We start from the raw sequence: 26,413 nt of genomic DNA, 5'->3' as shown, positions 1-26,413 counted from the left end.
CATGCGTTCCGCCCAACCGTCGTCCGGCTGGTTGGGGGCGCGGGCTGATCAGGGGCGTAAGCCGGACAGGATGACCAGGTCGAGCTTGGCCCGACGCCCTGCCTCGCCGGGCCTCCTTCGCCGGGCCTTGCAGCTTCACCTCGTCTTGCCGCGCCGGGTCGAGACGCCTCCGCCCGGCTCAGCGTGCATCCCGGCTGGCTGGGCCCGGCGTGCGTGCCGGCTCGGCGTGCGTGCCGGCTCGGCGTGCGTGCCGGCCCGGCGTGCGTGCCGGCTCGGCGTGCGTCCCGCCCAACCGTCGCGTCCGGCTGGTTGGGAGCGCGGACGGGTCAGGGGCGTAGGCCGGACAGGATGACCAGGTCGAGCAAGGCGAACACGAACAGTGCGATCCCCACGAACCCGTTGGCCGTGAAGAAGGCGCGGTTCACGCGGGACAGGTCGTCGGGGCGGACGATGGCGTGCTCGTAGACGAAGGCGACCGCCGTGACCACCAGGCCGATCCACCACAGCCAGCCGAGGTCGACGAGCTGGCCGAACCACACGAAGAGGGCGAACGTCACGACGTGCGCGGCGGTCGACAGGTGGAGGGCGAACGGGATGCCGTAGCGGGACGGGACGGAGTGGACACCGATCTCGCGGTCGACGGCGGCGTCCTGGCAGGCGTAGATGAGGTCGAAGCCGCCGATCCAGAGGCCGACGGCGGCGCCGAGGACCCAGGCGGCGCCCGAGCCGCGCAGGTCGCCGGTCACCGCGAGCCACGCGCCGACCGGGCCGACCATCTGCGCGAGGCCGAGCAGCGCGTGCGGCCAGTTGGTGAAGCGCTTGCCATACGGGTAGAGCACCAGCGGCACCACGGCCAGCGGGGCGAGGGCCAGGCAGAGCGGGTTGAGCAAAGCGGCGGCGCCCAGGAACACGACGAGGGCGACCGCGGCGCCGGTCCACGCGGTGCGGACGGACACGGCGCCGGTGACGAGCTCGCGCTGGGAGGTGCGCGGGTTGCGGGCGTCGATGTGGCGGTCGATGATCCGGTTGGCGGCCATCGCGAACGTGCGGGCGCCGACCATGGCGACCGTCACCAGGAGCAGGTCCGCCCAGTTGACGCGGCCACCGTGGACGGTCATCGCGGTCAGGGCCGACAGATAGGCGAACGGCAGCGCGAACACCGAATGCTCGATCGCGACGAGCCGCAGGAATGCCTTGACCCGGCTCCGGGGTGCCTCAACGAGCGTCACTTGAACCCATACTCTCTCCAGCGCTTGTCGACCCGCGCCACGACCTCGGGCGACATGACCATCTCTTCCGGCCAGCCGCGATGGTAGCCCTCCGCCGGACCCTTGCGCGTCGCGTCGAGGCCGGCCTTGCCGCCCCAGAACTGCTGATAGGAGGAGTGGTCGAGGTGGTCGACCGGGCCCTCGGTGAGCAGCAGGTCGTGCTGGTAGTCGACGTTGCCGAAGGCGCGGAAGGCGACCTCCGCGTAGTCGTGCACGTCGCAGTCGTCGTCGACGACCACGATCAGCTTGGACAGTGAGAGCAGGTGGGCGCCCCAGATGGCGCTCATGACCTTCTGCGCGTGCTTCGGGTAGCGCTTGCGGATCGACACGATCACGCAGTTGTGGAACACGCCGGCGGCCGGCAGGTCGTAGTCGACGATGTCGGGGATCATGATCTTCAGCAGGGGCAGGAAGATGCGCTCGGTCGCCTTGCCGAGGCCGAGGTCCTCCTGCGGCGGCTTCGACGTGATGATCGAGTGGTAGATCGGCTGCTTGCGGGTGGTCATGCACTCCACGTGCAGCACCGGGAAGTCCTCGACCGGCGTGTAGAAGCCCGTGTGGTCGCCGAACGGCCCCTCGGGCAGGCGCTCGCCGGGCTCCAGATACCCCTCGAGCACGATCTGCGCGTTGGCCGGCACCTGCAGCGGCACCGTCAGGCAGTCGACCATCTCGACCCGCTCACCGCGCAGGAAGCCCGCGAACAGGTATTCGTCGATGTCGGACGGCAGCGGCGCGCTCGCCGAATAGGAGACGACCGGGTCGGCGCCGATGGCGATCGCCACCGGCAGGCGCTGCCCGAGCCGCTCGGCCACGGCGTGGTGCGCGGTCGAGTCCTTGTGGATCTGCCAGTGCATGCCGAGCGTGTTGTGGCTGTGCTGCTGCAGGCGATAGAGCCCGAGATTGCGCTTGCCGGTCTCGGGGTGCTTGGTGTGGGTCAGGCCGAAGTTGTGGTAGATCCCACCGTCGCCGGGCCAGATCTGCAGGCCGGGCAGCCGGTTGAGGTCGACCTGGTCGCCCTTGTAGACCACCTCCTGGCACGGCGCGGTCTTCACGTGCTTCGGCGGCACCGCCTTGAGCTGGAGCAGCTTGCCGATGCCGTCGCGGATGCCCGCCCAGCCGACCGGCAGCTCCGGCTTCACCAGCGAGCCGATGCGCTCGCCGACCTCGTCGAGGTGCGAGACGCCGAGTGCCATCGCCATGCGCCGTTCGGTGCCGAACAGGTTGATCGCGACGGGCATGTCGCCGCGGGTCGGGCGGTCGAACACCAGCGCCGGGCCGCCCGCCCGGACGGTGCGGGTGACAATCTCGCTGATCTCCAGGTGCGGGTCCACCGGCGCGGACACGCGGTGCAGCTCACCGGCCCGCTGCAGGGCGGCCAGGAACTCGTTGAGGTCTGCGTATGGGAAGCCGCGTGCCATGCCCCCATCCTGCCAACCCGGTACGACACTTTCCGAGCGGGCCGGTCAGTTGTGGCAGAGTTGACCGCGTGGTTGATCAGCGCAGGCCGTGGGTCGTCGGGGTGTCCGGGGCGTCCGGCACGCCGTATGCGGCGGCGGTGATCCGGGCGCTGTTCGACGCGGGCGAGGCCGTCGACCTCATCGTGTCACGCGCCGCCCGGCTCACGATCCTCGACGAGACCGGGATCGGGTTCCGCGACGCGCACTGGAAGGACGACCTGGCCACGTGGGTCGGACGCGAGCTCGGCGACGTGGTCCACTGGCCCGCCGGTGATCTCGCCGCCGGGCCGAGCAGTGGGTCGTACCAGGTCAAGGGCATGCTCATCGTGCCGGCGAGCACGGCGGCGTGCGCGGGCATCGCGATCGGGCTCTCCAAGGACCTGCTGCAACGGGCGGCCGAGGTCAACCTCAAGGAGCGCCGACCGGTCGTCGTCGTCCCGCGGGAGACCCCGGTGACCCGCAGCCACCTGGAGCACCTCATTGCCCTGCACGACGCCGGCGCCGTGGTCCTCCCCGCCAGCCCCGGCTTCTACTCGGCCGGAGCGGCGGCCACGGCGGCCCAACTCGTCGACTTCGTCGCCGGCAAAGTCCTCGACGCCGCCGGCGTGTCTCATACCTTGTTCACTCGTTGGTCGGGTGAACTCGGCCATTCCCGTTAGAGGTGTCGTCGAGCGCGTCGTCTCCTTCGAGCAGCGCCCGCACCTCGGATTCCCGGAACCGCCGGTGTCCCCCCGGGGTTCGGATGCTGCTGATCCGGCCGGCCGCCGCCCAGCGTGTCACCGTTTTCGGATCCACACGAAACAAGGCAGCGACCTCGCCGGGCGTCAGCAGACGATCTCCCGTCTCCACGGCCCCTCCTTAACCCATGGGTGGCTCGATCGGGCCCGCGCACCCCCATGCGGCAAGCTGAAAGCACGAGTCATCCTGGGATGTACGCCCATTACAGCACCGCTAGCGTGCCGTGTCCGGGAAACGAGGAAATCGCACGTGTTGGGTAATTAGCTGTGCTAAAACCCCGACCATTAGGCTGGACGCGATGGATGCGATCGATCGACAACTCATCGACCTGCTTCGAGGCAACGCCCGGCTTCCATATGCGGAGCTGGCCCGGAAGGTCGGCCTGTCGGCGCCGGCCGTGCACGAGCGCGTCAGCAAGCTCGAATCCTCCGGCGTCATCCAGGGCTACCGGGCGGAGATCCACCCGGAGGCCGTCGGGCTGCCGCTCACCGCGGTCATCGGCATCGTGCACGACAGCAGCGGCGACACCGACGGCATCCTGGAAGCCCTGCGCGAGCATCCGGAGATCGAATCGTGCTACTTCATGGCGGGTGAGGAATCATTCCTGTGCAAGGCGCGCGTGAAGACCATTGGCGACCTTGAACGGCTCATCATCGAGCTGAACCGCGTCAAGGGCGTCGCACGGACCCGCACTGCGATCGCGCTGTCGACGAAATGGGAGGGCCGCCCCCAGTCGGCCTGCTAGGCCAGCTCCGCCAGCCCCGGATATTCCACGACATAGCCGTCGTCGTCCAGCTGCAGGTCGGCCGTGAACGTCTCCGACCTGTAGCGCACCCGGCGGCCGGGCAGCACCTCGTACACCTGCTGGAGGGGCAACACCGCCAGGCTCGGCAGCAGCACCCAGGCGGCCTCGATCGTCGACACCGTGCCGGGCGCCGCACGGTGCAGGCCCAACCGGCGCACCGGTAACGTGTTGGTCAGCGGGGAGTTGTAGAGATCCACGTCGAGCACCTGGTGGAGCCGGTCGGGCTCCTCGATGCCGGCGAAGGGCGCCCTCGGCAGCACCCGCTCCAGGTCACCCTGCTCACCGGTGGTGACCCGCCAGCGCCCCGCGGCCCGCTCCATCTTCAACGTCCGGCGCCAGCCGGCACCCTCGGCCGTCACCTCGAGCCGGGTGCTCGCCCAGCCCTCGTCGGTGTGCAGCTCATATCTACAGGAATACAACGCATTGTCGGCGGCGAACGCCGTGCCCTTGGCATAAAGGCCCCGGCGGTCGTCGAGCGTGACGAACTCGCCGCCGGCAGTGTCGGTCCGCTGCCAGGCGAAGGCCCGTGGAAGCACCGTCATACGTAGACGCTATCCGACGGGTACGACAAAACGAGGGCGACAAAAAGGCGGTCCGCACCGATTCTGCGGACCGCCCTGTCGTCACCTAACGCCGTGGACGACGATCATGCTCGTGCTGCGGCCGCCGCCCGGGCCTGCCGCTGAAGTGCGACGCGCCGTGCTGCGGGGTGCTGCGCTGGATCCGCACCGGCACGCCGCTCGGCTGCCGGGCGCCCGTGACCTCGGCCAACGCCGGGTCGCCGGCCCGCACCCGCAGCTCGGTCGGGGTGACCCCGGCCTTCGCCAGCAGCGCCGCCGCCCGCCGACGCTGCCGCGGCAGCACCAGCGTCACGACCGTGCCCGTCGCCCCCGCCCGCGCGGTGCGACCCGCCCGGTGCAGGTAATCCTTCTGGTCCCGCGGCAGATCCACGTGTACGACCAGCGACACGTCATCGATGTGAATGCCACGCGCGGCGACGTCGGTCGCCACCAGCACGTCGCACGTGCCCTCTTTGAACTCGGCGAGCGTGCGCGTGCGCACCCGTTGCGTCTTGCCGCCGTGCAGGGCGCCCGCCCGCACGCCGACGGCCGCGAACTGCTCGACCAGCTCGTCGACGGCCTGCTGCGTCTTCACGAAGAGGATCGTGCGGCCCTTGCGGGCGGCGATCGACGCGGCGATGGCGAACTTGTCGTTCGGCGGGACCAGCAGCACGTGATGGTCCATCGACCCGACCGACGCCGTCGCCGGCTCGATCGAGTGCGTCACCGGGTCGACCAGGAAGCGCTTGACCAGCGTGTCGACGTCCTTGTCGAGGGTCGCGGAGAAGAGCAGGCGCTGGCCGGTGGCCGGCGTCTGCGCCAGGATCTCCGTGACCTCCGGCAGGAAGCCCATGTCGGCCATCTGGTCGGCCTCGTCGAGCACGGTGATCTCCACCGCGTCGAGCCGGCACACGCCGCGCTTGATCAGGTCACCGAGGCGGCCGGGCGTCGCGACGAGCACGTCGACGCCCCGCTCGAGCGACCAGATCTGCCGGTCGTACGGCACGCCGCCCACGGCGGTCTTGCAGAACAGATTGAGCGTCTTGGCCAGCGGGGTCAACGCGTCGTTGACCTGCATGGCCAGCTCGCGCGTCGGCACGAGGACCAGGGCCTTCGGGGCGTGCGGACGGGACCGCCCGCTGGCCGCGAGCCGGGCCAGCAACGGCAGGCCGAAGGCGAGCGTCTTGCCCGAACCGGTGCGCCCCCTGCCCAGGACGTCACGGCCCGCGAGCACATCAGGGATGGTCGCGGACTGGATCGGGAACGGATCGGTGATGCCCTGGTTGGCAAGTGCGCGCACCAACTTGTTGGGCAGGCCGAGCCCGGCGAAACCGGGCCCTTGGATTTCCTCTACGGCTTCGAGCTGGTCTTTCGCGTCGAAGATGGAGGGGTACGAACTGGGGTCAGCGAGCAGCAAGGAGCTGGGACCTTCCGATTGGAGACCCTTCAGCTTATCCGATCTCGCTCACTGACCCCGCGCGGAGGTGTCGCGGTTCACTATTTCTGCGGTACGCCGCTGAACATTTCCTCGATGAACGACTTGGAGAACGTAACGGCCAGGTAGCCGCCGACCAGGAGCACCACCACGATGATCCCGATGATGATCATGACCTTCAGGTTGCCGGACTTCTCCGGCTCGTCGTCATCGTCGGCTACCTGTGTGCCTTGACTCAAGATGTGCCCGGTAAGCGAGCCGGTGTTCTCCAGTGAGCTGCCGCCGTCGGCGGGGGTCGCGGTCACCGGGGTGACGCGTTGCCCGCCATAGACTGTGCCTGCAGAGCTGCGCTGGTTCCGTGCCCAGTTGCCGTAGCTTTCCGATGCGGGCGGAGGACCCGCGTCGCTGACCACTTGGACTTCTTCCTCCTCTTCGGGCGGGGGGTTCGCGGGCGGCTGCTGGTGCGCCGGCGGAGCCGGGTTGGCCGGTGCCCCGCTCGACGGGTAGACCCCACCGGGCGCCCGGTCGCTGGCCGCCCGGTCGTCGCGCTCCGGCCCCGCCGACGGCGGCGGCGCCCAGGACGGCGCGCCCCACCCGGTCTGCTGGACCGGCGGCAGGTCGGAATGGGCGCTCGGCACCGAGTACGACGGCTGCTGCCCCTCGGCGGGCGGTGCCCACGCGGCCTGCCCCGACGGCGGCGGTGCCCAGCCCGGCGCGGCCTCTTCCGGCGCCGGCGGCGTCCAGCCCGGCGAGGACGGCGCGGCCGGCTCAGCCGCCGGCGAGGCCGCCCAGCTCGGCGCGAACGGTGCCGACACCGCGTCACTCGCGGGCGGCTGCGCCCAGCTCGGCGCCGCAGGAGCGGAAACCTGCTGGTCGGCCGGCTGCGCCCAGGACGGTGCCCCACCCGGCGCCCAGTTCGGCGGCGCCGACACGGGCGGGGTCGCCGCGGAAGGGCTCGCCGAGGGGATGGAGAACGCCGGCGGCGCCGACACCGGCGGCATGGAATCGGATGGTGTCGTTGTCGGCATCGTGTACGACGGCTGCCCCGCCCCCGGCACCCCTGCCGACGCCGGCGGCGCGGAGGGTGCGCCTGCGCCCGAGGTGGGCGGCGCGAACGCGGCCGGCGCGGACGACACGGGCGTGGACGGCGGCGGCGCGAAGGCCGGCCCGCTGACCGGCGGCGCGGACGCCGGAACGCTCGACGGCGGTGGCGCGAAGGCCGGCCCGCTCGAAGCCGGCGGCGCGAACGCCGGACCGCCAGAGGACGGTGGCGCGAAGGCAGGCCCGCCAGAGGACGGTGGCGCGGACGCCGGACCGCCCGAAACGGGCGGGGCGAACGCGGGGCCGCCCGACGACGGCGGGGCCGACGCCGGACCACCGGAGACCGGCGGCGCGAACGCGGGCGGTGGCGCCCATCCCGGCGCGGCCGGCTGCTGCTGCCCTGGCTGCTGCTGCTGCCAGCCCGGCTGCGCGGGAGCCGGCGGAGCGGCCCAGCCCTGCGGCGACGGCGGCGTGGACACCGGAGGGCTCGGCGGCGCGGCCCAGCCCTGCGGCGACGGCGGCGCCGACGCCGGCTGGCCCTGCGGCGTGGCCCAGCTCGGCTGCCCCGGTGCGCCCTGCCCGCCCGGTGCCGGCGGCGCGGCCCAACCCGGCTGACCAGATTGCCCCGGCTGAGGCTGCCCCGGCGCGGAGTACTGCTGCGGCTGCCCGTACGTGCCGGGCGGCGTCCCGTACTGGCCGGGCGGGGTGCCGTACTGCCCTGGCTGCTGGCCCTGTGGTGTGCCGTACTGGCCGGGCTGCTGGCCTTGCGGGGTGCCGTACTGGCCAGGGGTGGGCTGGCCGGGGACGCTGTACTGACCCTGCGCTGGCTGGCCCGGGGTGCCGTACTGGCCCGGCTGCGGCGCCGTGCCGTACTGGCCGGGGGTGCCGTACTGGCCGGGAGCGGCCGGCGGCTGGCTGGGAGCGGCCGGTGGCTGGTGGGCGGGGGTGCCGTAGACGCCGGGCTGCGCGGGGGGAGCGGACCACTGCTGCGGCGGCTGCTGCGCCGCGGGCGGCTGGGCCCATCCCTGCGCCGGCGGCTGTGCCCAGCTGGGACCCTGTCCGGCCGCGGCGGCTGCGGCGGGCTGGCCGGTGTCGCCCGTGCCCCACGGGTGTTGCGACGACGGTGTCGTGTACGGCGCCGGGGCCTGGAACGGTGACGGCGGCTGCGGCCCGGGACCCGGGATCGGCGGCGGCGTCGGCTCCGGGGCGGGCCCCGGGAAGGGCGGTGGCGGCGGCTCCGGGTTCGGCACGGGTGGGGGCGGCGTCGGGGCGGGCGGCGCGGGTGGGTACGGCTGCGGGATGGGCTCCGGCCCAGGCGCCGGCGGGAACGGGGCCGGCTCCGGCGTCGGCACCGGCTCGGGGCTCGGGAACGGTGACGGCTCAGGACTCGGGAACGGCTCGCTCGGCCGGCCCGGCTCGCTCGGCTGACCAGGCTCGCTCGGCCGGCCCGGCTCAGGCTGCCCCGGGCCGCCCAGACCACCGGCACCACCGGGCGCGGACGGTGCGGCGGGGGAGGGGTCGTTGGAGGAGCCGGCGCCGGCGGCGGGGAAGCCCATGGACTGCGGCAGGGCCATGGAGGTGCGGTACACCGTCGGGGTGCCGGCGGTGCGGGCGGCCTGCGCGGCCTCCTCGGCGGTGACCGAACGGGCGCCGGGCACGGAAGCGCTGGCCCGGGCGGCGACCACGGCGGCGGCGAACGTCCCGGCGACCGGCAGCGCGACCGGCGGTGCCGACGAGGGAGGCGCCATCAAGGGCTGCGCCGGCACGTCGACGACGGGCCGGTCGATGGGGGCGAGGACTGGTTCGGCCGCGGGCCCGGCGGCCGGCCGGCTCTGCACCGCGAACGGGTGCACCACCTGCGGCTCCGACACCACCGGCGGCTCCGCGGCCGGCACCGCGAACGCCGGCGGCGCGGACTGGGCCTCGGCCGGGGCGGGCACGGCGAACGGCGGTGGCGCGGACTGGGCCTCGGCGGGCGCGGGCACGGCGAACGGCGGCGGTGCGGCCTGGGCCTCGGCGGGCGCGGGCACCGCGAACGGCGGCGGCGCGGCCTGGGCCTCGGCGGGCGCAGGCACCGCGAACGGCGGCGGCGCGGCCTGGGGCTCCGACGGACCAGCGGCCCCCGAGGAGGCAGCGGACGACGAAGCGGACGAACCGGACGACGGTGCGCTCCACGGCAGCGCGAACGCGTCCCACGACGACTCCGGCAGCTGCCGGGGCGCCCGGGCCCGGCTCGGCAGCGGAGGCAGCGCCTCGTCAGCGGCAGGGGCGGCAGGGGCGGAGGCGGGCGGATCGGCCACCGGCCCGGGTGCGTCGACGGCGCCCGACGGCTCGTCGATCGCCGCGGCCGGCGCGCCGAACCCGGAGACCGGGACCGGCGCGAACGGCGCCCCGACGTCCGACGACACCGGCTCGGCCGGGTGAATCCCCGAGTACGGCGTGGACTCGGCGGGCGGGGGGCCGTACGTCCCGGCTACGGAGTCGAAGTCCGGCAGCTGGTACGCCGGCGGCTCGCTGGCGAGCGCGGCCGCGATGACGTCCGCCTCCGGCTCCGCCGGCCGCCGGGGCTCGTCAGGACCCTCCGCAGGCGGTGCGGACGCCTGCGACGCGGGTGCCTCGCGCAGCCCGCTGAGGCCGGCGAGCGCGCCGAGACCGATCTCCGGAGGCCCGGCGATGGTGGAAGGCGCCGCGCTCACGCCGGCGTCCACGCCCGCGGGCGCCTCGGCCAGACCGGAGCTCGCACCAGAGCCCGCACCAGAGCCCGCACCAGAGCTCGTGACGAAGTCCGGACCAGCGCCCGCGCCGGAGCTCAGGCCGGCGCTCACGCCCACGGCAGCGTCCGGGGCCTCGCTCAGGCCGGCGGACGCCGAGCCCGGTGCGACTGCGGCGTCGGTCGAGTTGAACGCCGCGACCATGGCCGCGACCTCCGGGTCGTCCTCGTCGTCCTCGTCGGCGCCGGCGAACGGGTCACCGCCCGGCCACAGCGCGCCGTCGACGGGCGTGGGCGGCAGCTCGAACGGTGCGTCCGGGACCACCTCTTCGGGGGTGTCCGGGGGGAGCTCGGCGCCGACCGGTGGTGGCGGCGGCAGCGGCGGCAGGTCGCCGTCGAGTGCGTCTGGCTCGGGCTCCGGACTGGTCGCCTGCGGCTGGGCGCCGGGCGGGAACCCGAACGGCGAGCCGGCCCGCACCTCCTCGCCGCGTGCGCCGTCCCGTGTCTCCCGCTCGTCCATCGCTGCCCTCCATGACCTTGCCCTGTGCGACTGTTGCGTGGGCGTCGCCGTGCCGCCGGCGTGCCCCTCCGCCAGTCCCGGCTCCACGGTGCCACATCGAGTCACGGAACGCTGGACCGGACTGCGTCGGGTTTTGGATCACCCGGCACCACCATCACCCGGCACCACCATCACCCGGCACCGCGATCACCCGGATCATCCGGGAACGAACGACTGCGTCAAAGGGCGAACCCAACAAACGAGACCGGCCCACGGATCTTCCGTGGGCCGGTCCGGTGTACGAGACGTCAGTTGCCCGCCGCGGACGCCGTGGTCTGTGCCGCCGTGCTGGCCCCCGTCGAGGTCGGCTCGACGGACGACTTCGACGGTGACGCCGCGGTGGTCTTCGCCGGGGTGCTCGGCGCCTGCGACGTCTGCTCGTCGCTCGGCTCGGGCTGCGGCGGCGGCGCCGACGTGGTCGTCGACGTCGGCGACGGCGAATGCGACTCCGACGGCGAGTTGGTGACCGTCGGCGAGGCCGACCCGCTCGGCGACGTGGTGGTCGAGGCCGACGGCGAGGCGGTCGACGAGGTGCTCGACGAGGGTGACGCCGTGCCGGTCGACGAGGGTGACGCCGAGGTGGCCGACGGCGTGGCGCCGGGCGCCTGGACGGCCGGGAAGATCCGTGTCGCGCCGAAGAAGCGCGACCACTTCACCTGCCCGATCTTCACCTTCTCGCCGGTGGTCGGGGCGTGGACCATCTTGCCGCCGCCGACGTAGATGCCCATGTGGTAGATCGAGCGCCAGTCGCCGCTGTCGCTGGCGAAGAAGACCAGGTCGCCGGGGAGCAGCAGGTCACCGAGGCTGTTCTTGGTCGCCCGGATGGCGGGGGTGCCGTGGTACATGTCGTTGGCGACGCGCGGCACGCGGACCCCGACCTGCCCGTAGGACCAGTACGCCAGGCCGGAGCAGTCGAAGGTGCTCGGGCCTTCGTCGCCCCAGACGTACCAGCTGCCGATCTTGCTGAGGGCGTAGTTGAGCGCCTGGATGGCCTTCGGGTTGGCGACCATGCCGTCGACGGGGACGGTGGAGACCGTGCCGCGGCTCTGCTCGGCCGCGTCCTCCTGCGCCGCGATCTGCAGCACGGCCTGTTCGTTCTGGGTCTTGAGCTGCACGTACTCCGCGTTCTGCGCCTGGAACTGGGCGTCGATCGGGGCGTACGCGCTCTGCGCGCTCAGGTAGGCGGTCTGCGCCAGCTGGTATTGCTGCTTGGCGGCCGTCTCCTCCTGCTCGGCGCGCAGCAGGTCCCGGGCGTCCTGCTGACTGCCGGGCTGCTGGCCGATGCCGGGCGCGAGCAGCCCGAACTGGTGCAGGTCGTGCGCATAGCCGTCGAGGGGGCCGAGGCCGGTCGCGCGCTTGTACGCCTCGGCGGCGGCCGAGTCGGCCCGGCTGCGCAGCTCGGCGACCTGGGCGGTGGCGGCGCGCAGCTTGTCCTGGGCGTCGGTGGCGGCGGCCTGGGCCGTCTCGAGGTTGAGCTGTGCCTGGAGCCGTTTCTGGCCCAGCGTGTTGACCGCGATCTCCAGCGTCGCGAGCCGCGTGGCGAGCGGTCCGCGCAGCGTGGCGCTGCTCCCGCCGGCGGCCGGGGGCGCGGTGGTGCCGCCCTGTCCGGGCATGACCAGCGTGCCGGAGGCGATCGGCCGCGAGCCGGTGTCGGGGATCACGCCGCCCGGGTCGGCGTAGGCCGGACGCGGGACCAGCGAGCACAGCAACGTACACACGACGGCCGCGACGAACACAGGCCCTCGCCGGTGCCTGCCCCTTTGCTTCGGGATCATCGCCGCGACCTGCGCGGATGTCTCTGCCTCGGCGGGCGGCACCCAGCTGTCGCCGGGATAACTCGCCGCCCTCAACACCAGTCCGTCCATGCCACCGTCCCCAGTCGGAAGCCCCGCCATTGGTCGATCAAGATCGATCGATCAGTCGGTCTGCCGCCCGACCGTGTTTCTGCCCACTTTTGTTTACCTCACGGAAGCAATCAGCGTCGAGGCCTGATCAATGTCAGCTTGCGTCCGGAGAGATGAATGCCGCACTAACGCGGGGGCCGGTGAGGTCCGGCCCGGGTCGACGTACGCTGGCGACGTGGATGCAGGTGTGAAGCGTGAACTCGAGGCCAAGGTCGTCGCCGGGGAGCGGCTGAGCAGGGAAGACGGCGTCGCCCTCTACGAGAGTGACGACCTGGTCTGGCTCGGCCGGCTGGCCCACCTGAAGCGCACCGAGCTCAACGGCGACCGGGTGATGTTCAACGTCAACCGGCACCTCAACCTGACCAACGTCTGCTCCGCGAGCTGCGCGTACTGCTCGTTCCAGCGCAAGCCGGGCGAGAAGGACGCGTACACGATGCGCATCCACGAGGCGGTCGCGAAGGCCAAGGAGATGGAGGACGAGCAGCTCACCGAGCTGCACATCGTCAACGGCCTGCACCCGACCCTGCCGTGGAAGTACTACCCGAAGGTCCTGCGCGAGCTGAAGGGTGCCCTGCCGGGGGTGAAGCTCAAGGCGTTCACCGCGACGGAGATCCAGTGGTTCGAGAAGATCAGCGGTCTGCCCGCCGACGAGATCTTCGACGAGCTCATCGACGCCGGCCTGGAGTCGCTCACCGGTGGCGGGGCGGAGATCTTCGACTGGGAGGTCCGCCAGCACATCGTCGACCACGCCTGCCACTGGGAGGACTGGTCGCGCATCCACCGCCTCGCGCACAGCAAGGGCCTGCGCACGCCCTCGACCATGCTGTATGGGCACATCGAGGAGCCCCGGCACCGCGTCGACCACGTCATGCGCCTGCGTGAGCTGCAGGACGAGACGGGCGGCTTCACCGTCTTCATCCCGCTGCGCTACCAGCACGACTTCGTCGACTCCGCCGACGGCAAGATCCGCAACCGGCTGCAGGCCCGCACCAAGATGGCCTCGCCCGCGGAGTCGCTCAAGACGTTCGCCGTGTCCCGCCTGATGTTCGACAACGTGCCCCACGTGAAGTGCTTCTGGGTCATGCACGGCCTGTCGGTCGCCCAGCTCTCCCTCAACTTCGGCGTCGACGACCTCGACGGCTCGGTGGTCGAGTACAAGATCACACACGACGCCGACAGCTACGGGACCCCCAACACCATGCACCGCGAGGACCTGTTGCACCTGATCTGGGACGCGGGCTTCCAGCCGGTCGAGCGCAACACCCGGTATGAGGTCGTCCGCGAGTACGACAAGCCGACCCCGCTGGCACAACGCCGCGCCGAGCCGCAGCAGGTCTGGGCCTGACCCGCCCCACGGCCGGTGCGGCACCGGCCGTGGGCAGGGATATCCTGGCCACACCATGTCTGCGTTGTTGAAGTACACGCTCGCCCGGCTGGGGCTCTTCGTCGTCGTCGCGGCCGCGTTGCTCGCCGTCCCGCTGGACATCAGCTCGCTGCTGAAGTTGATGATCGCCGTGGTGGTCTCCGCCGCGCTGGCCTTCTTCCTGCTGAAAGGACTGCGGGAGGAGGCCTCCGTGCAGGCGGTCGGCGCGGCGCGCCGCCGCACCGAAAAGCGCGAACGACTGCGCGCCGCGCTCAACGGGGATGATGATGGGGGTGAAAGCACCACCAAAGCGGACTAATAGCGCTTAAACCTTGGATGGTGCAAAACCACCCAAGGAGGCGCGATGGGCCGCAGGCTCTCCGTATCGCTCACGCTCGCCGGTGTCGGGCTGCTCATGCTCGCCGGGGTCCATGCCGCCGGCGCGGCCCCGGTGGACCCGGCGGAGCAGGCCGGGCGGTATGTGGTCGAGGGCGTCCGTACCCTGGACGACCGCAACCGGGTCGCCCGCAGCGGGGCCGCCATCGACTCGGTCGAGCACGGCCGGGCCGAGATCACCGCGCTGCCCGCCGAGGCGCGCCGGCTCCGCGACCAGGGGTTCCGGGTCCTCGAGCGGCGCGCCGAGGACTTCCCGAAGGCCGACGCCGGCTATCACAACTACGCCGAGATGGTCGCCGAGCTCGACAAGGCCGTCGCCGCCCATCCGGCGATCATGCGCAAGACCAGCATCGGCAAGTCGTACCAGGGCCGCGACCTGCCACTGATCAAGATCTCCGACAACGTCGCGGTGGACGAGGACGAGCCCGAGGTCCTGTACGGCGCGCACCAGCACGCCCGCGAGCACCTGACCGTCGAGATGGCGCTCTACCTGGTGAAGCTGTACACCGACGGGTACGGCAAGGATCCCAGGATCACCAAGCTGGTCGACAGCCGCGAGCTGTGGATCGTGCCGGACCTGAACCCCGACGGTGGCGAGTACGACATCGCCACCGGCGCCTACCGCAACTGGCGCAAGAACCGGCAGCCCAACGCCGGCTCGAACACCGTCGGCACGGATCTCAACCGCAACTGGAGCTTCAAGTTCGCCTGCTGCGGCGGCTCGTCGGACAGCCCGGCGTCGGAGACCTACCACGGGCCGTCGGGGTTCTCCGCGCCCGAGACGCAGCGCCTGCGGGACTTCGTGCTCAGTCGCCGGATCGGTGGGGTACAGCAGATCAAGGCGAGCATCGACTTCCACACGTACTCGGAGCTCATCCTGTGGCCGTTCGGCTACACGACCGCGGACACGGCCTCGGGGATGAACGCCGACCAGCAGGCCGCCTTCATGAGCCTCGGCGTGCGCATGGCGAACTCCAACGGCTACACCCCGGAGCAGTCCAGCGACCTCTACATCACCGACGGCTCGATCATCGACTGGCTGTGGGCGACGCAGGGGGTCTTCGCGTACACGTTCGAGATGTACCCGGGTCCCAACCCGAGCGGCAACGGCTTCTACCCGCCGGCGAGCGTGATCGCCGCGCAGACCACCCGGAACAAGGAGGCGAGCCTGCAGCTGGCCGAGTTCGCGGACTGCGTCTACCGGATCATCGGCAAGGAGGCCAGGTACTGCGGGAACGGCGCGGTCTGGTCCGACGACTTCGAGAGCGCCAAGGGCTGGACGGTCACCAAGGGCACCGCGACCGGCGGGCTGTGGGAGCGCGGCAACCCTGAGCCGACCACGCAGAACGGCCCGAAGCAGCTCGGCACCCCCGCCAGTGGCGACAACGACCTGGTGACCGGCCGGAAGGCGGGCACGGCGGCGGGCAGCAACGACGTCGACGGCGGCACCACCGGCGTGCGGTCGCCGTCGATCCCGCTGCCGGCGACCGGCCCGCTCACCCTGGACTGGTCCTGGTACTTCGCGCACGCCGCCAACGCGTCGGCGAGCGACCTGTTCAAGGTCAGCGTTTTGGCCGACGGGGTGAAGACCGGCCTGTTCACGAAGGCCGGCGCGGCCGCCGACCGCGACGCCGCGTGGGCGAGCGCCAAGGCCGACCTCACCCCGTTCGCGGGCAGGACCATCCAGTTGCTGATCGAGACCACCGACGCCGCCGGCGCCAGCCTCATCGAGGCCGGCGTGGACGACGTCGTGGTGAGAAGGTCCTAAAAGCCGTATTCGTCGGAAATCTCGATCAGCGCGAAATGCGCCCCGGACGGGTCGGCGACGCGGGCGTACCAACCGGCCGACGACGCCATCGGCTTGCGGGCCACCGTGCCGCCCAGCTCCGCCACCCGCTCACACGCGGTGACGGCGTCCTCGACCATGAAGCAGACCGTCCAGTGCTCCGGCAGTCCGGGCGGGAACCGGTCGTCGATCGGCAGCAGCCCGCCCACGGCGTCGTGGTGGTGGTGCAGCTCGAAGTACGGCTCGGTGTTCTCCGTCTCGACCGGGTGCCAGCCGAACACCTCGCCGTAGAAGGCGCCGGTGCGCTCCAGGTCGTGGGAGGCCAGCTCGTACCAGCAGATCGCGCCGGGCTCGAAGGACACCTGCGCGCCGCCGAACCTGCTGCGCAGCCAGGTGCCGAAGACCGCGCCGCCGGCGTCGGCGAGCACGGCCATCGTGCCCAGGTCACGCACGCTGGTCGGGGGCACCTTGACGCTGCCGCCGGCGTGCACGACCGCCTCCGCGGTGCCGGCCGGGTCGTCGGTCGCGATCGAGATCAGCCACGCGGCCGGCCCGCCCGGGGCGGCGGTGCGCAGGCCGGCCACGGCGCGGCCGTTGAGCGTGAAGTGCCCGTCGTCGTTGAACTGCCATCCGAAGAGGCCGCCATAGAACGCGCGCGCGGCGCCGGGGTCGGGGCTGGCGACCTCGGCCCAGCACGGCGTGCCCGGTGCGTAACCCCTTACTCGCATTCCGCGTCCTTCCGGTTGTCGCACTGTTTCGAGATAGTGACATCCGGACAGTGATCACGAAACCCTATCCAACGGTGGAGGAAGCGGACGCTCGTGTAACACATCCAGGCGGGAAACCGCTCGCGTCAGGACCACGAACAACCGGTTGAGCCCGCGGGGTTCGGCCGCCACGATGTCGGCCGGCTCCACGACGATCACGTGGTCGTACTCGAGACCCTTCGCGAGGCTCGCCGGCAGCACCGTCACCCGCTCGTGCTCGATCCCGGCGGCGATCAGCGGCACCGTCGCGTCGGCCGCGATCACCCCGATGGAGCCCTCGAACCGCAGGGCGTCGCGGACCGCGTCCCGCAGCGGCGTCGCCCCGATCGTGAGCGCCCCGTCGGTGCGCAGGGACCGCGCCTCCGGCACGTCCACCCCCAGCGCCGGCAGCAGCCGGTTGGCCAGCGCGACGACCGCGGCCGGCACCCGGAACCCGGTCGTCAGCGGCACCACCCGCGCCTCCGGCTTGCCCAGGTGCGCCAGCAGCGTCCGCCAGTCCCGGGCCGCCCACGGCGCCGTGCCCTGGGCGAGATCGCCGAGCAGGGTGATCGAGCCGTGCTCGGAGCGCCGCGCGATCACCCGCGCCTGCATCGGCGACAGGTCCTGCGCCTCGTCCAGCACCACGTGGCCGAACGAGGGCACCCGGTCGATCAACCCGGCGGCCTCGTCGATCAGTACCGCATCCGCCGCCGTCCACTTCGCGGACCGCGCGGTCTTCGGCGGCTTCGCCCAGGCGATCGCCGCCTGCTCGGCCGGCTCCAGCAGCTCGTCGGCCGGGTCGCTGAGCACCTCGAACACCAGCTGCTCCGCGGTGACCGCCGGCCACGCGTGGTCGAGCACCTCGACGACCGGCTGCGACCGGCCCATCCGGCGCTGCCAGGCCTCGCTCGGCGAGTCGCCGCGGCGCGCCTCCGACTGCCGCATCAGCAGCGACACGATCCGCGCCCTGACCCGCTCCCGGCCGATCCCGTACGGCGGCGCCTCCCGTCGCACGTCGTCCACGACCCGCCGCAGCGCCTCCGTCGACACCCGCCACCGATAGGACCCGTCGGACACGGTCAGCGGCGCCTCCGGCTTGCGGATCTTGCCGTTGAGCCGCCGCGCCAGCACCGTGGCCATCCGCGGGTCGTGCTTCACCTCGGCGGCCGCCGCGGTGTCGGTGGCCGTCGCGACGGTACCGAGGAGGCCGTCGATCGTCGACTGCTGCACCTCGATCTCCCCGAGGGCCGGCAGCACGCTGGCGATGTAGCTCAGGAACGCGCTGTTCGGCCCCACGATCAGCACACCGGACCGCTTGAGCCGCTCGCGGTGCAGGTACAGCAGATACGCCGCCCGATGCAGCCCCACCGCGGTCTTCCCGGTGCCGGGCGCGCCCTGCACGCAGATCGACTCGTCCAGCTCGGCGCGCACCAGCTCGTCCTGCTCCGGCTGGATCGTGGCGACGATGTCCCGCATCGGCCCGACACGCGGCCGCTCGATCTCCTCCAGCAGGATCCGGCTGGCGGTGCCGAGCTCCTCCCCGGCCTGCAGGTGCTCGTCCTCGAAGCTGGTCAGTGCCCCCTTGACGAACCCGAACCGCCGGCGGGTCCGCACGTCCTGCGGGTCCTTGACACTGGCCTGGTAGAACTTCCGGGACACCGGCGCCCGCCAGTCCAGCACCATCGGCTCACCGGCCACGTCGGTGACGTGCCGCCGCCCCACGTGGAACCGCTCTTCCTCGATGTCCAGCCGGCCGAAGAACAGCGGCGTGTCGGGGCTGTCCGCCAGCTCGGCGATCCTGCGGGCCAGATGCCGTCCCAGCGTCTCCGCCGCGAATGGGTCTCCCGCCACCTGATCCCCGGTCGAGAACAGGTCCTCCGCATGCTCCCGCATCCTGCGGAGCGCTTTACGGGATGCTTCCAGGTGCGCTCGCTCAGCGGCGAGCTCGTCTTCCAGTGCGGGCACGGTGATTTCCTTCAGGGGAATCTCATCAGCTGCTCGCTCGCGTATCCGGGACCTCTCGGTCGAACCCCGGCGCGTCGGGACGTCCGCTGCGGTGCCTACCTCACCGCGGCCGTCAAGCGGCCCACCACGTTACGCGCCGCCGCCCGCCGACTCCACCGAATTTCGGCCTGACCCGACGCGGACCGGCGGTAGGTGAGGGTTCCGGCCGCATGGGGGCGAGATGCGAAACGGTGGTTGATCGGGGTGTCCGATCAACCACCTGGTGTTCATGAGCGCGGTGCAGGGGCGCGGACCCGTTCTTCGGCCTGCGCCCCCAGCGACCGTCAGCGATGCCGCCGGACCCGGGGTGACAACCGGAGCAACGCGAAGCCGCCCATGATCAGTGTGGCGGCGAGGACCAGCTGCCAGCCGATCGACAGACCGGTCACCGGCAGCGTCGCGACACCGGTGCCGGCCGCACCGACGACGCTTCCTTCGTACATGTGCATTCCTCCTCAGGGATTGATCCATTCACGGTCAGCACCGCGGACCGTCTTCCACACCGCCAGCCAGTACACGCCGGCGCGCCATTGTTCGAACAACCACTCGGGCAGCAGCGCCGCCGCCAGCGCGATGTCACCGGGGCGGTTCGACCGGACCGTCCAGACCCGCTCGAGCAGGAAGAGGCCCGTCAACGGCAGCCATCGCGGGTCGAACGGCAGGCTGCCCGTCATGGTGAGGAGCAAGGCCAGGAACGTGAGATACACCGGCGCCACCAGAGAGCCGGCGTAGATCGCGACCTGGCGGACCCAGGTGCCGAACGTGCGCCGGTTCATCCCGTACAGGCGGAGGCTGTCGAGCATGCCCCGCTGCCAGCGGAGCCGCTGATCCTTCAACGCCTGCCAGGTCGGCATCGACTCCGTGGTCGCCGTCGCCTTCGACGGTGCCACCGGCCGGTAGCCGAGCGCCTGGATCGCGAACGTCAGCTCGATGTCCTCGGTGGCGGTGTCGCGGTGGTACAGCTCGCCGCGGTAACCGGGGAGCCGGCCCTGACCGCGGGCGATGAGCACGTCCCGGATCACCCGCACCTGGAGCAGGGTCGCGACGCCGGACAGCACGAGTGCCTTGTCCATGCGCCGGGCCACCTGCCGCGCGAACCGGGTGTACTCGTTGCGCTGCAGCCGGTCGAGCAGGGTGGTGCCGTCGCGTGACGTGTGGAAGCTGGCGCAGGCGGCGCCGACGGGCCGCCGCCAGCGGTGCCCGACGCGGGGCCTGGTCAGCGCTCTGACGGCATGTTGGGTGAAGTCGGGGTGCAGGAGGCTGTCGGCGTCGGTGACGAGCAGGAAGTCGTCGTCGGCCAGCCCGGGCAGCAGGTTGAGGACCGCCCAGTTCAGCGCGCCGGCCTTCTTGTGCGGGTTGTGGCCGGGGAACTCGTACACCTCGGCGCCGCCGGCGGCGGCGACCTCGGCGGTGTCGTCGGTGCAGTTGTTCGGCACGACGACGATCCGGTCGATCGGCGGGGACCATTGCCGCCGCAGCGCCCGGATGGTGCCGGCGATGGTCGCGGACTCGTTGTACGCGGGAACCAGGGCGACGATCTTCGCGGTGGGCCGGTCATGGCGGGACCGTTGCATCGGGAACGCGCGGACGACCACGGTGGGGTCGCCGTCGGTCTTCTCGCTCGGCCAGGGTGCGGCGCGCTCGACGTCAATGATGTCGTCGGTCAGGTTGAGGCGCACGACCGGATCGCCCTTCGAAGCTCGTGCGGGCAACGCCCTTTTTGTTCAAGGGGTCTCCGCGGGTCCGTGTGACCGCTCAATCGCCGACTCGAGACGGGCCGGCGGCACGACGGACGCGAATGCATGACGGGTTGCGGAGTCGACTTTGCTCGCGGCGGTGGCGTAATCGCAAGGCATCCGGTGCCGTTTCACCCGGGTGAAATCCGGTGCATGAATCATCGGCGGTCGAAGGGTACGGCGGGCAAATGACGACGCGCCACTCGTGAACTCATACGGCGACCCGTTTCCGGGTGAAGGTGCGGTTACCGTGAGCCGGTGGTTTGATGCGGTGCGTAGCGGGGATTCGACGCCGGCATCTCGGGTGGGGCCGGACTGAAGCAAGTGCACGTTTGGACTCGCAGGGCTGCGATTCGTGTGCGACTTCAGAACCGAAGGACACCTGCTCCATGAGTCATTCGCCACCGCATTCTCATGCGCCGAAAGGACGCCGGCTGAACCGCACGATCATGATCGTGCCGGCAGTGCTGGCGCTGGTCATGATCGTGTCGATCGTCAGTTACGTCATGAAGGGCAGTGCCGGCAAAACGCCGGCCGCTTCCACGGCGATATCCACGCCAACCGCGTCGCCGGCACCGTCGCCGTCATTCGACCCGGACGCCGGTGCGGCGCTGCCGCGAAACCGGGTCGTCGCCTTCTACGCGGTGCCCGGGGCCGCGGCCACCGGCCCGGCACACGAGATCACCGACGCGATGCTCGCCCGGCTCAGGCGGCAGGCGGCGGTATATCAGCAGCTCGACCCGGCGCATCCGGTGCTGGCCGGGATCGACCTGGTCGTCAGCGTGCCGGACAGGAAGCCCGGGCCGGCCGGCACGTACAGCCACCGGGTGGACGCGCCGACCATCGACCGGTACGTCGAATTCTGCCGGAAGAACAACCTGCTGCTGTTTTTGGACCTCAACTTCGGCTGGTCCGACCCGGTGACCGAGCTGAACTTCTTCCGGCCCTATCTCAAGCTGCCGTTCGTGCACGTCGCCGTGGATCCGGAATGGATGTTCCCGCGGCACAACGGCGTGCCGGGCGTCCACTTGTCCAATGTGCGCGCCGCCGACCTCAACCCGCTCATCAGTGCGGTCGCACAGATGCCGGCGGAGTACCAGGTGCCCCGGAAGATCTTCATGATTCACCAGTACCGGCCGGACGGCGACGACCTGGCCAATCCCTACAACCCGGGGGCGGCGATCATCGCCGACAAGCGGAACCTGCGCAATGACAGCCGGGTGGACGTGGTGATCCACGTCGACTCGGTGGGTGGCTGGCCCGGCGACATCGAGGTGAAAACCGAACAGTACGGCAAATGGGTCGCCCAGGGCATGCAGCGGTTCCAGAACTTCAGGTACGGCGGATTTAAGATCTTCTACGAGCTGGAGTCGAAGAACAAGTTGATGACCCCGGAGCAGGTCATGGCCCTGCAGCCGGCACCGATGGTCATCACCTACGGCAATTAGCGCTCCGCGGCGCGCTCGTGCGGCCGGGGCGGCACGAGCGCGCCGACGGATGCGTTACCTCGTCGTCCCGCTTTCTCCGGTGCGGTCCTTCGCTGCCTGCACACCCTTGTCGATGTGCTCGGTGTACTTCTGGTCGGTGCGCCGGTCGGCCTGCTGGCCGGCCATGTCCAACCCTTTGTCGACCTTGTCGTCGTGCTTGTTCAGCAGTTCCTTGGCCTTGTCCAGGAGCTTGCCCATCGCGGGATTTCCTCTCGTCGTGGGTGGTCTCGTCGGCGGCCGCGACGGCGTCGCCGGATGGCTCGTCACATACGAGTGGTGCCGGCAGGTCGCCCGTGTCCGCTCGTCGCCCGGGCGGCGATGTAGACGCCGATGACCGCGAGCGCGATCTGGATGCCGTGCCGGATCCAGTCGACGCCATTGGTTTTCCCGACCCCGAGCCAGGTGGCGATCAAACCGCCGATCAGCGCGGCGACGATGCCGACCACGACGGTGAGCAGCACCGAAATGTTCTGCCGGCCGGGCAGGATCAGTCGCGCGAGAACGCCGATGATGGCGCCCCCGATGATCGCCCACAGGATCGTCCCGATCATGTCGACCCCCCTTCCTTGGTAGCTCGCCCGCTCAGCGCCCCATTGGCTACCCACGCGAACGCGCATGTCACCTGTCCCGCGGGTCGACATCGACGCCTACGGCAGACGGCCACGGCCCCGGATCAGACCCGGCTGCCCGCGGTGTCCATCGCATAGCGACAGGAGGGGGCGAGGAAGCAGCGGCGGCAGTCCGGGGTGCTCGCCGTGCAGGTGTCGTTCGCCACCTCCTGGAGCAGCGGGTGCACCCGCGCCAGCTCCGGACCGTAGGCGAGCAGGTCCGCGGCGACCTGGCGGCTGCCCGGCTTGGTGAGCCGGCCGTCGTGCTCGGTGAGCCCGAGCCGGTGGGCGACCCGCATCAGATGCTGGTCGACCGGCACCAGGTCCGATACGTCGTTGATGTGCGTCATGACGATGGCGGCGGTATGGATGCCGACGCCGGGCAGGGACAACAGGTAGCTCAGCGCGCTCGAGTTCGAACTGGCGATCAGCCGGTCGAACGCCGTGGCGCCCCGCCTGGTGAGGATCGCCGCGGTGGCGTGCAGGCGAGAGGCCTTGACCTCGCCGAGCGGCCGCACCAGCTCGGTCAGCCTGGGCAGCGGCAGCGCGGAGAGCCGCTGCGGGGTGAGGCCGCCGCACGCGGCGGCGAGCGGGGCGAACACCTTCCGGACGGTCGCCGCGGGCCGGCCCTGGGCCAGGATCGCCAGGACGAGCGTCTCGAACGGCGAGCCGGCCAGCAGCAGCATGCCCTTGTGGTGCCGGCGAAGTGCGCGCAGCGCCGGGTGACCCGAGAGCGCCATCGCACCGACCTGTGCACCGTTGCGGAACGTGGCGAGTACGACGTCACGCAACAGTGCTTCTTCCGCGCTGGTACGGAAGGAGAACCGCAACCCGCCGCGGCCGGCCTCGACCCGCACCGGGATGCCCCGCCCGTGCGGGTAGAAACTGCGTTGCCACGCGCCGACCCCGACCAGGTGCCAGGCCAGGGCGGGAATCTGCAGTTTCATGGTGGCTGCGAGATCGGGCGGAGTCTCGCAGGCCAGGTTCAACGCGGTCAGCATCCGTGCACCCCATCGGCCGGCGTCCCAAGGTGGTGGGGTCGGCCCGGATGCCGTCGGATCCGCTTGGCGGATGCGGTCTTAACGCCATTCCGGAGATATCCCCCCTTGGAAATAGCGCTCTACGTACCCGCCGCGTTACACGCAGTTGATCAGTACTACGGCAGCGTCCATCGCTGCGCATCCGACTGGTTACAGGTGGCCATGCGCTGTGGTGCCCTGCTGTCCGCATTGTCCGTGCCGCCGAGGCACAGCCCCGACGCCTGACTCACCAGGGCGCCCCCGGGCCCCGACCGCCAGCGCTGGGCCGGTCCGCCATCGCAGGTGCGCAGCTGGGGCTGGTCGCCCGAGGCCTGCAGGCAACGGCCGAGGGTCCGGACGGTGCCGTCGTCCGCCACGGTCCACGCCTGGCCGGAGGTGTTGTTGCAGTCCCACCTGCGGATCCTGTCGCCCCCGTCCGTGGCGCCGTTGCCGTCGAGGCACAGCCCGGTGGCGCCGGTGATCCGGCCCGTGCGGGGCTGGATGTCCAGCGGCAGCGCGGACGCGGCGGGCGGATCGCTGCCCACGGACGCGGTGTCCGCCGCGGCGGCATCCGAGGGAGCCGCCCCGGACAGTGAGGGCTGCGCCGCGCCGGATGGCGTCGCGGTCGCCGCGGCCTGCGTGCTCGCCTGCGTGCTCGCCGCCGCCGACCCCGGGACGGCGGCGGTGGCGAAGAGGCCACCCTTCGGCGGCGTCGGCCAGCCCCCGCCCGCGGCCGGGGCCGCGGGCCCGTCGCTGACGCTCAGTGCGAGCACGACGGCGCCCAGCGCGAGCGCCAGCGCGCCCGAGCCGACCGCCAGCATGCGCCGGCGGCTCCGGCGGACCGGGAACGCCGCATCCGCGCCGGCGAGGACCTGCCGGACGTCGGTGGTCGTCGTCGCGTGCCGGCCGCCGTCGTCGGGCTCGCCGGTGGGCGCGGGCGCGCCGCCCCAGGGCTCCTCGGCCGAGCTTTCCGCGTGCTGTTGCTCGACCAGGCGTACGTAGGGGCGGACCAACAGAGGTTCAGCGTCCGGGGGTCGCATGACGCGAACGTAACGGCCATCGGCGCGTACTGATCCGACTGCGGAGGGTGAACTTGGAAATCACCCTTCGAATCACCCTCCGGTCTCACCCACCGGGGTCACCGCATGCAGCATCGACCGGACCGAGTCCGCGTCGACGGTGGCGCCGAACAAGGGGGTGCCCGGCTCGAAGCGGACGCCCTCGGCCAGCCCGCCGGCGACCACCGGATCGAACCCCAGCGCGTCGACCAGCCCGGCGACCGTCGCCAGGTCCGCCGGATCGTCGCCGGCGATCGCGATGGCGGTCCTGGCCGCGGTGCCGGCGGGCGACGCCCGGTCCTCGAGGTCGTGATAGCCGAGATGGTTGAACGCCTTGACCACCCGGGACCCGGGCAGGAAGGCCTGGACCAGCTCGCTGGACGAGGATCGCAGGTCGGGGCGGTCGCCGTCGACCTCCCACCAGTAGTTCATGGCGTCGATGACGAGCTTGCCGGCCAGCGCGTCCGCGGGGATGGTGCGGTACCTGCCCAGCGGCAGCGCCAGGATCACGATGTCGGCCCCGAGCGCGGCGGCCCGGGCGGTGGTGGCGACCGCGCCCGGGGTGAGCACCTCGACGGTGAGTGCGATGGCCGCCGGATCGCCGGAGCCGGCGATCAGCACCCGGTGCCCGGCGGCCACGGCGAGGCGGGCAAGGACGGTGCCGACCTTGCCCGCCCCGAGAATCCCGATAGAGCTGTTCACGCCAGCAGGTCCCGGACCATCGGGATGACCTTGGTGCCGTACAGCTCGACGGCGCGCAGGCGGGCACTGACGGGCTGGGCGCCGGCGGTGTAGATGAGGTCGAACCGGCCGACGTCGACGCTGCCCAGCGTGCGGGCGATCTTGCGGGCCACGGTGTCCGGGGCGCCGATATAGAGGGAGCCGTGCTCGATCTCGGCCTCGAACTCCTCGCGGCGGATCGGCGGCCAGCCGCGCAGCGCGCCGATCCGGTCGCGGATCACCTTGTAGTGCGGCCAGAACACCTCCTTGGCCTCCTCGTCGGTGTCGGCGACGAAGCCCGGGGAGTGCATGCCGACGGGGTGCGCGGTGGTGCCCAGCTGGTCGGCGGCGCGCCGGTAGAGGTCGATGTACGGATTGAACCGGGCCGGACGGCCACCGATGACGGCGAGCATGAGCGGCAGGCCGTAGCGGGCGGTGCGCACGACCGACTGCGGCGAGCCGCCGACGCCGACCCAGGTGCGCAGGCGGCCCGACTCGGTCTTCGGGAAGACGTCGGCGTCCACGAGCGGGGCGCGCACGGTGCCGCTCCACGTGACCGGCCGCTCGTCGAGGAGCCGCACGAAGAGGTCGATCTTCTCCTCGAACAGCACATCGTAGTCGGCGAGGTCGTAGCCGAACAGCGGGAACGACTCGGTGAACGAGCCGCGCCCGAGGATGACCTCGGCCCGCCCGTGCGACAGCGCGTCGACGGTGGCGAAGCGCTGGAACACCCGCACCGGGTCGTCGGAGCTGAGCACCGTCACGCCGGAGGCGAGCCGGATGCGCGACGTCCGCGCGGCGATGCCGGCCAGCACGGTCTCGGGCGTGGACACCGAGTATTCCGGCCGGTGGTGCTCGCCGAGCGCGATGACGTCCACGCCCAGCTCGTCCGCCAGCACCGCCTCGTCGACGACCTGCCGGATCGCGGCAGCGTAGGAGACCGGCGCGCCGGCGTCGTCGGTCGGCACGTCGCCGAAGGTGTCGAGGCCGAACTCAAGAGCAGACATGGCAGC

At 71.6% G+C, this 26,413-nt stretch carries 23 protein-coding genes; 6 read left to right on the top strand and 17 right to left on the bottom strand.

What is annotated here, in order from left to right:
* Positions 1-326 precede the first annotated feature (326 nt).
* Both mqnP and OP18_RS34615 read right to left on the bottom strand, forming a co-directional pair.
* Positions 327-1,229 (bottom strand): menaquinone biosynthesis prenyltransferase MqnP, encoded by a 903-nt coding sequence (gene mqnP, locus OP18_RS34620; RefSeq protein ID WP_033363297.1) that lies wholly within the window; start codon positions 1,227-1,229, stop codon positions 327-329.
* Positions 1,226-2,686 (bottom strand): menaquinone biosynthesis decarboxylase, encoded by a 1,461-nt coding sequence (locus OP18_RS34615; protein WP_033363296.1) that lies wholly within the window; start codon positions 2,684-2,686, stop codon positions 1,226-1,228. Before OP18_RS34615 ends, mqnP begins: the two co-directional genes overlap by 4 nt.
* A 68-nt stretch (positions 2,687-2,754) precedes the next feature.
* Here OP18_RS34615 and OP18_RS34610 point away from each other — a divergent pair, with 68 nt between their 5' ends.
* A complete protein-coding gene (locus tag OP18_RS34610) occupies positions 2,755-3,384 on the top strand; it encodes a UbiX family flavin prenyltransferase (protein WP_033363295.1) in 630 nt (209 codons plus the stop codon).
* Here the strand turns inward: OP18_RS34610 and OP18_RS55855 are convergent.
* On the bottom strand, positions 3,347-3,574 hold the full coding sequence (locus OP18_RS55855; RefSeq protein WP_033363294.1) for a BldC family transcriptional regulator: 228 nt from the start codon (positions 3,572-3,574) through the stop codon (positions 3,347-3,349). The two genes, OP18_RS34610 and OP18_RS55855, sit on opposite strands and share 38 nt — an antisense overlap.
* Before the next feature lie 187 nt (positions 3,575-3,761).
* On the opposite strand from OP18_RS55855, the gene OP18_RS34600 reads away from it, so the two are divergent.
* Positions 3,762-4,208 (top strand): Lrp/AsnC family transcriptional regulator, encoded by a 447-nt coding sequence (locus tag OP18_RS34600; RefSeq protein WP_033363293.1) that lies wholly within the window; start codon positions 3,762-3,764, stop codon positions 4,206-4,208.
* Here OP18_RS34600 and OP18_RS34595 read toward each other — a convergent pair.
* From OP18_RS34595 to OP18_RS34580, 4 genes are all read right to left on the bottom strand, one after another.
* Positions 4,205-4,810, bottom strand: a complete 606-nt coding sequence (locus tag OP18_RS34595) for a putative glycolipid-binding domain-containing protein (protein ID WP_033363292.1) — start codon at positions 4,808-4,810, stop codon at positions 4,205-4,207. The two genes, OP18_RS34600 and OP18_RS34595, sit on opposite strands and share 4 nt — an antisense overlap.
* 85 nt (positions 4,811-4,895) lie before the next feature.
* Positions 4,896-6,212, bottom strand: coding sequence for a DEAD/DEAH box helicase (locus OP18_RS34590; RefSeq protein WP_211273762.1), 1,317 nt, complete (start codon positions 6,210-6,212; stop codon positions 4,896-4,898).
* Between the two features lie 113 nt (positions 6,213-6,325).
* Positions 6,326-10,534: a hypothetical protein gene (locus OP18_RS62045; protein WP_033363291.1), complete on the bottom strand. Its 4,209-nt coding sequence runs from the start codon at positions 10,532-10,534 to the stop codon at positions 6,326-6,328.
* 287 nt (positions 10,535-10,821) lie between these two features.
* Positions 10,822-12,309 (bottom strand): C40 family peptidase, encoded by a 1,488-nt coding sequence (locus OP18_RS34580; protein WP_033363290.1) that lies wholly within the window; start codon positions 12,307-12,309, stop codon positions 10,822-10,824.
* Positions 12,310-12,652: 343 nt separating this feature from the next.
* Between OP18_RS34580 and mqnE the strand changes: the two genes are divergently transcribed.
* From mqnE to OP18_RS34565, 3 genes are read left to right on the top strand one after another with little or no spacing between them, the layout of a single operon-like run.
* Positions 12,653-13,822: an aminofutalosine synthase MqnE gene (gene mqnE, locus OP18_RS34575; protein ID WP_033363289.1), complete on the top strand. Its 1,170-nt coding sequence runs from the start codon at positions 12,653-12,655 to the stop codon at positions 13,820-13,822.
* 55 nt (positions 13,823-13,877) lie between these two features.
* A complete protein-coding gene (locus OP18_RS34570) occupies positions 13,878-14,159 on the top strand; it encodes a DUF4229 domain-containing protein (protein WP_033363288.1) in 282 nt (93 codons plus the stop codon).
* Between the two features lie 45 nt (positions 14,160-14,204).
* Positions 14,205-16,004: a M14 family zinc carboxypeptidase gene (locus OP18_RS34565; protein ID WP_033363287.1), complete on the top strand. Its 1,800-nt coding sequence runs from the start codon at positions 14,205-14,207 to the stop codon at positions 16,002-16,004.
* Here OP18_RS34565 and OP18_RS34560 read toward each other — a convergent pair.
* The 4 genes from OP18_RS34560 to OP18_RS34550 all read right to left on the bottom strand — a co-directional run bounded on the left by OP18_RS34560 (position 16,001) and on the right by OP18_RS34550 (position 20,451).
* On the bottom strand, positions 16,001-16,750 hold the full coding sequence (locus tag OP18_RS34560; protein ID WP_033363286.1) for a VOC family protein: 750 nt from the start codon (positions 16,748-16,750) through the stop codon (positions 16,001-16,003). The two genes, OP18_RS34565 and OP18_RS34560, sit on opposite strands and share 4 nt — an antisense overlap.
* Positions 16,751-16,804: 54 nt before the next feature.
* Positions 16,805-18,739, bottom strand: a complete 1,935-nt coding sequence (locus tag OP18_RS34555) for a HelD family protein (protein ID WP_245635626.1) — start codon at positions 18,737-18,739, stop codon at positions 16,805-16,807.
* Between the two features lie 317 nt (positions 18,740-19,056).
* The gene (locus OP18_RS57870) at positions 19,057-19,215 is read right to left on the bottom strand and encodes a hypothetical protein (RefSeq protein ID WP_156090003.1); all 159 of its coding nucleotides are present in this window, start codon (positions 19,213-19,215) and stop codon (positions 19,057-19,059) included.
* A 12-nt stretch (positions 19,216-19,227) separates the two neighbouring features.
* Complete coding sequence (locus tag OP18_RS34550) at positions 19,228-20,451, bottom strand: glycosyltransferase family 2 protein (protein ID WP_052387750.1); 1,224 nt, start codon at positions 20,449-20,451, stop codon at positions 19,228-19,230.
* Between the two features lie 446 nt (positions 20,452-20,897).
* Between OP18_RS34550 and OP18_RS34545 the strand changes: the two genes are divergently transcribed.
* Positions 20,898-21,956, top strand: coding sequence for a hypothetical protein (locus tag OP18_RS34545; RefSeq protein ID WP_156090002.1), 1,059 nt, complete (start codon positions 20,898-20,900; stop codon positions 21,954-21,956).
* Positions 21,957-22,010: 54 nt separating this feature from the next.
* Here OP18_RS34545 and OP18_RS34540 read toward each other — a convergent pair whose 3' ends face one another.
* From OP18_RS34540 to OP18_RS34515, 6 genes are all read right to left on the bottom strand, one after another.
* Positions 22,011-22,193, bottom strand: coding sequence for an antitoxin (locus tag OP18_RS34540; protein ID WP_033363283.1), 183 nt, complete (start codon positions 22,191-22,193; stop codon positions 22,011-22,013).
* A 65-nt stretch (positions 22,194-22,258) separates the two neighbouring features.
* A complete protein-coding gene (locus tag OP18_RS34535) occupies positions 22,259-22,546 on the bottom strand; it encodes a GlsB/YeaQ/YmgE family stress response membrane protein (protein WP_033363282.1) in 288 nt (95 codons plus the stop codon).
* 122 nt (positions 22,547-22,668) lie between these two features.
* Positions 22,669-23,550 (bottom strand): endonuclease III domain-containing protein, encoded by an 882-nt coding sequence (locus OP18_RS53490; RefSeq protein WP_162189877.1) that lies wholly within the window; start codon positions 23,548-23,550, stop codon positions 22,669-22,671.
* Between the two features lie 209 nt (positions 23,551-23,759).
* Positions 23,760-24,662: an RICIN domain-containing protein gene (locus OP18_RS34525; RefSeq protein ID WP_156090001.1), complete on the bottom strand. Its 903-nt coding sequence runs from the start codon at positions 24,660-24,662 to the stop codon at positions 23,760-23,762.
* A gap of 72 nt (positions 24,663-24,734) precedes the next feature.
* Entirely contained in the window at positions 24,735-25,382 is a 648-nt protein-coding gene (locus OP18_RS34520) for an NADPH-dependent F420 reductase (RefSeq protein WP_033363280.1), read from the bottom strand.
* Positions 25,379-26,407 carry an LLM class flavin-dependent oxidoreductase gene (locus tag OP18_RS34515; protein WP_033363279.1) on the bottom strand — a complete coding sequence of 343 codons (1,029 nt, stop codon included), beginning with the start codon at positions 26,405-26,407 and terminating at the stop codon, positions 25,379-25,381. The genes OP18_RS34520 and OP18_RS34515 overlap by 4 nt, the downstream gene beginning before the upstream one ends.
* Positions 26,408-26,413: the final 6 nt, after the last annotated feature.

Source organism: Dactylosporangium aurantiacum, from assembly GCF_000716715.1.
In the GTDB taxonomy this organism is placed as follows: domain Bacteria; phylum Actinomycetota; class Actinomycetes; order Mycobacteriales; family Micromonosporaceae; genus Dactylosporangium; species Dactylosporangium aurantiacum.
The sequence above is the reverse complement of the archived record's forward strand: the minus strand, read 5'-3'. Positions and strand labels throughout refer to the sequence as shown.

What these genes read in the sequence shown, in the direction of transcription:
- OP18_RS34545 (WP_156090002.1), top strand. Translation starts at nt 20,898, where the DNA reads ATGAGTCATTCGCCACCGCATTCTCATGCGCCGAAAGGACGCCGGCTG.
- OP18_RS34535 (WP_033363282.1), bottom strand. Translation starts at nt 22,546, where the DNA reads ATGATCGGGACGATCCTGTGGGCGATCATCGGGGGCGCCATCATCGGC.
- OP18_RS57870 (WP_156090003.1), bottom strand. Translation starts at nt 19,215, where the DNA reads ATGTACGAAGGAAGCGTCGTCGGTGCGGCCGGCACCGGTGTCGCGACG.
- OP18_RS34560 (WP_033363286.1), bottom strand. Translation starts at nt 16,750, where the DNA reads ATGCGAGTAAGGGGTTACGCACCGGGCACGCCGTGCTGGGCCGAGGTC.
- OP18_RS34615 (WP_033363296.1), bottom strand. Translation starts at nt 2,686, where the DNA reads ATGGCACGCGGCTTCCCATACGCAGACCTCAACGAGTTCCTGGCCGCC.
- OP18_RS34565 (WP_033363287.1), top strand. Translation starts at nt 14,205, where the DNA reads ATGGGCCGCAGGCTCTCCGTATCGCTCACGCTCGCCGGTGTCGGGCTG.
- OP18_RS34525 (WP_156090001.1), bottom strand. Translation starts at nt 24,662, where the DNA reads ATGCGACCCCCGGACGCTGAACCTCTGTTGGTCCGCCCCTACGTACGC.
- OP18_RS34570 (WP_033363288.1), top strand. Translation starts at nt 13,878, where the DNA reads ATGTCTGCGTTGTTGAAGTACACGCTCGCCCGGCTGGGGCTCTTCGTC.
- OP18_RS34595 (WP_033363292.1), bottom strand. Translation starts at nt 4,810, where the DNA reads ATGACGGTGCTTCCACGGGCCTTCGCCTGGCAGCGGACCGACACTGCC.
- OP18_RS62045 (WP_033363291.1), bottom strand. Translation starts at nt 10,534, where the DNA reads ATGGACGAGCGGGAGACACGGGACGGCGCACGCGGCGAGGAGGTGCGG.
- OP18_RS34600 (WP_033363293.1), top strand. Translation starts at nt 3,762, where the DNA reads ATGGATGCGATCGATCGACAACTCATCGACCTGCTTCGAGGCAACGCC.
- OP18_RS34515 (WP_033363279.1), bottom strand. Translation starts at nt 26,407, where the DNA reads ATGTCTGCTCTTGAGTTCGGCCTCGACACCTTCGGCGACGTGCCGACC.
- OP18_RS34540 (WP_033363283.1), bottom strand. Translation starts at nt 22,193, where the DNA reads ATGGGCAAGCTCCTGGACAAGGCCAAGGAACTGCTGAACAAGCACGAC.
- OP18_RS53490 (WP_162189877.1), bottom strand. Translation starts at nt 23,550, where the DNA reads ATGAAACTGCAGATTCCCGCCCTGGCCTGGCACCTGGTCGGGGTCGGC.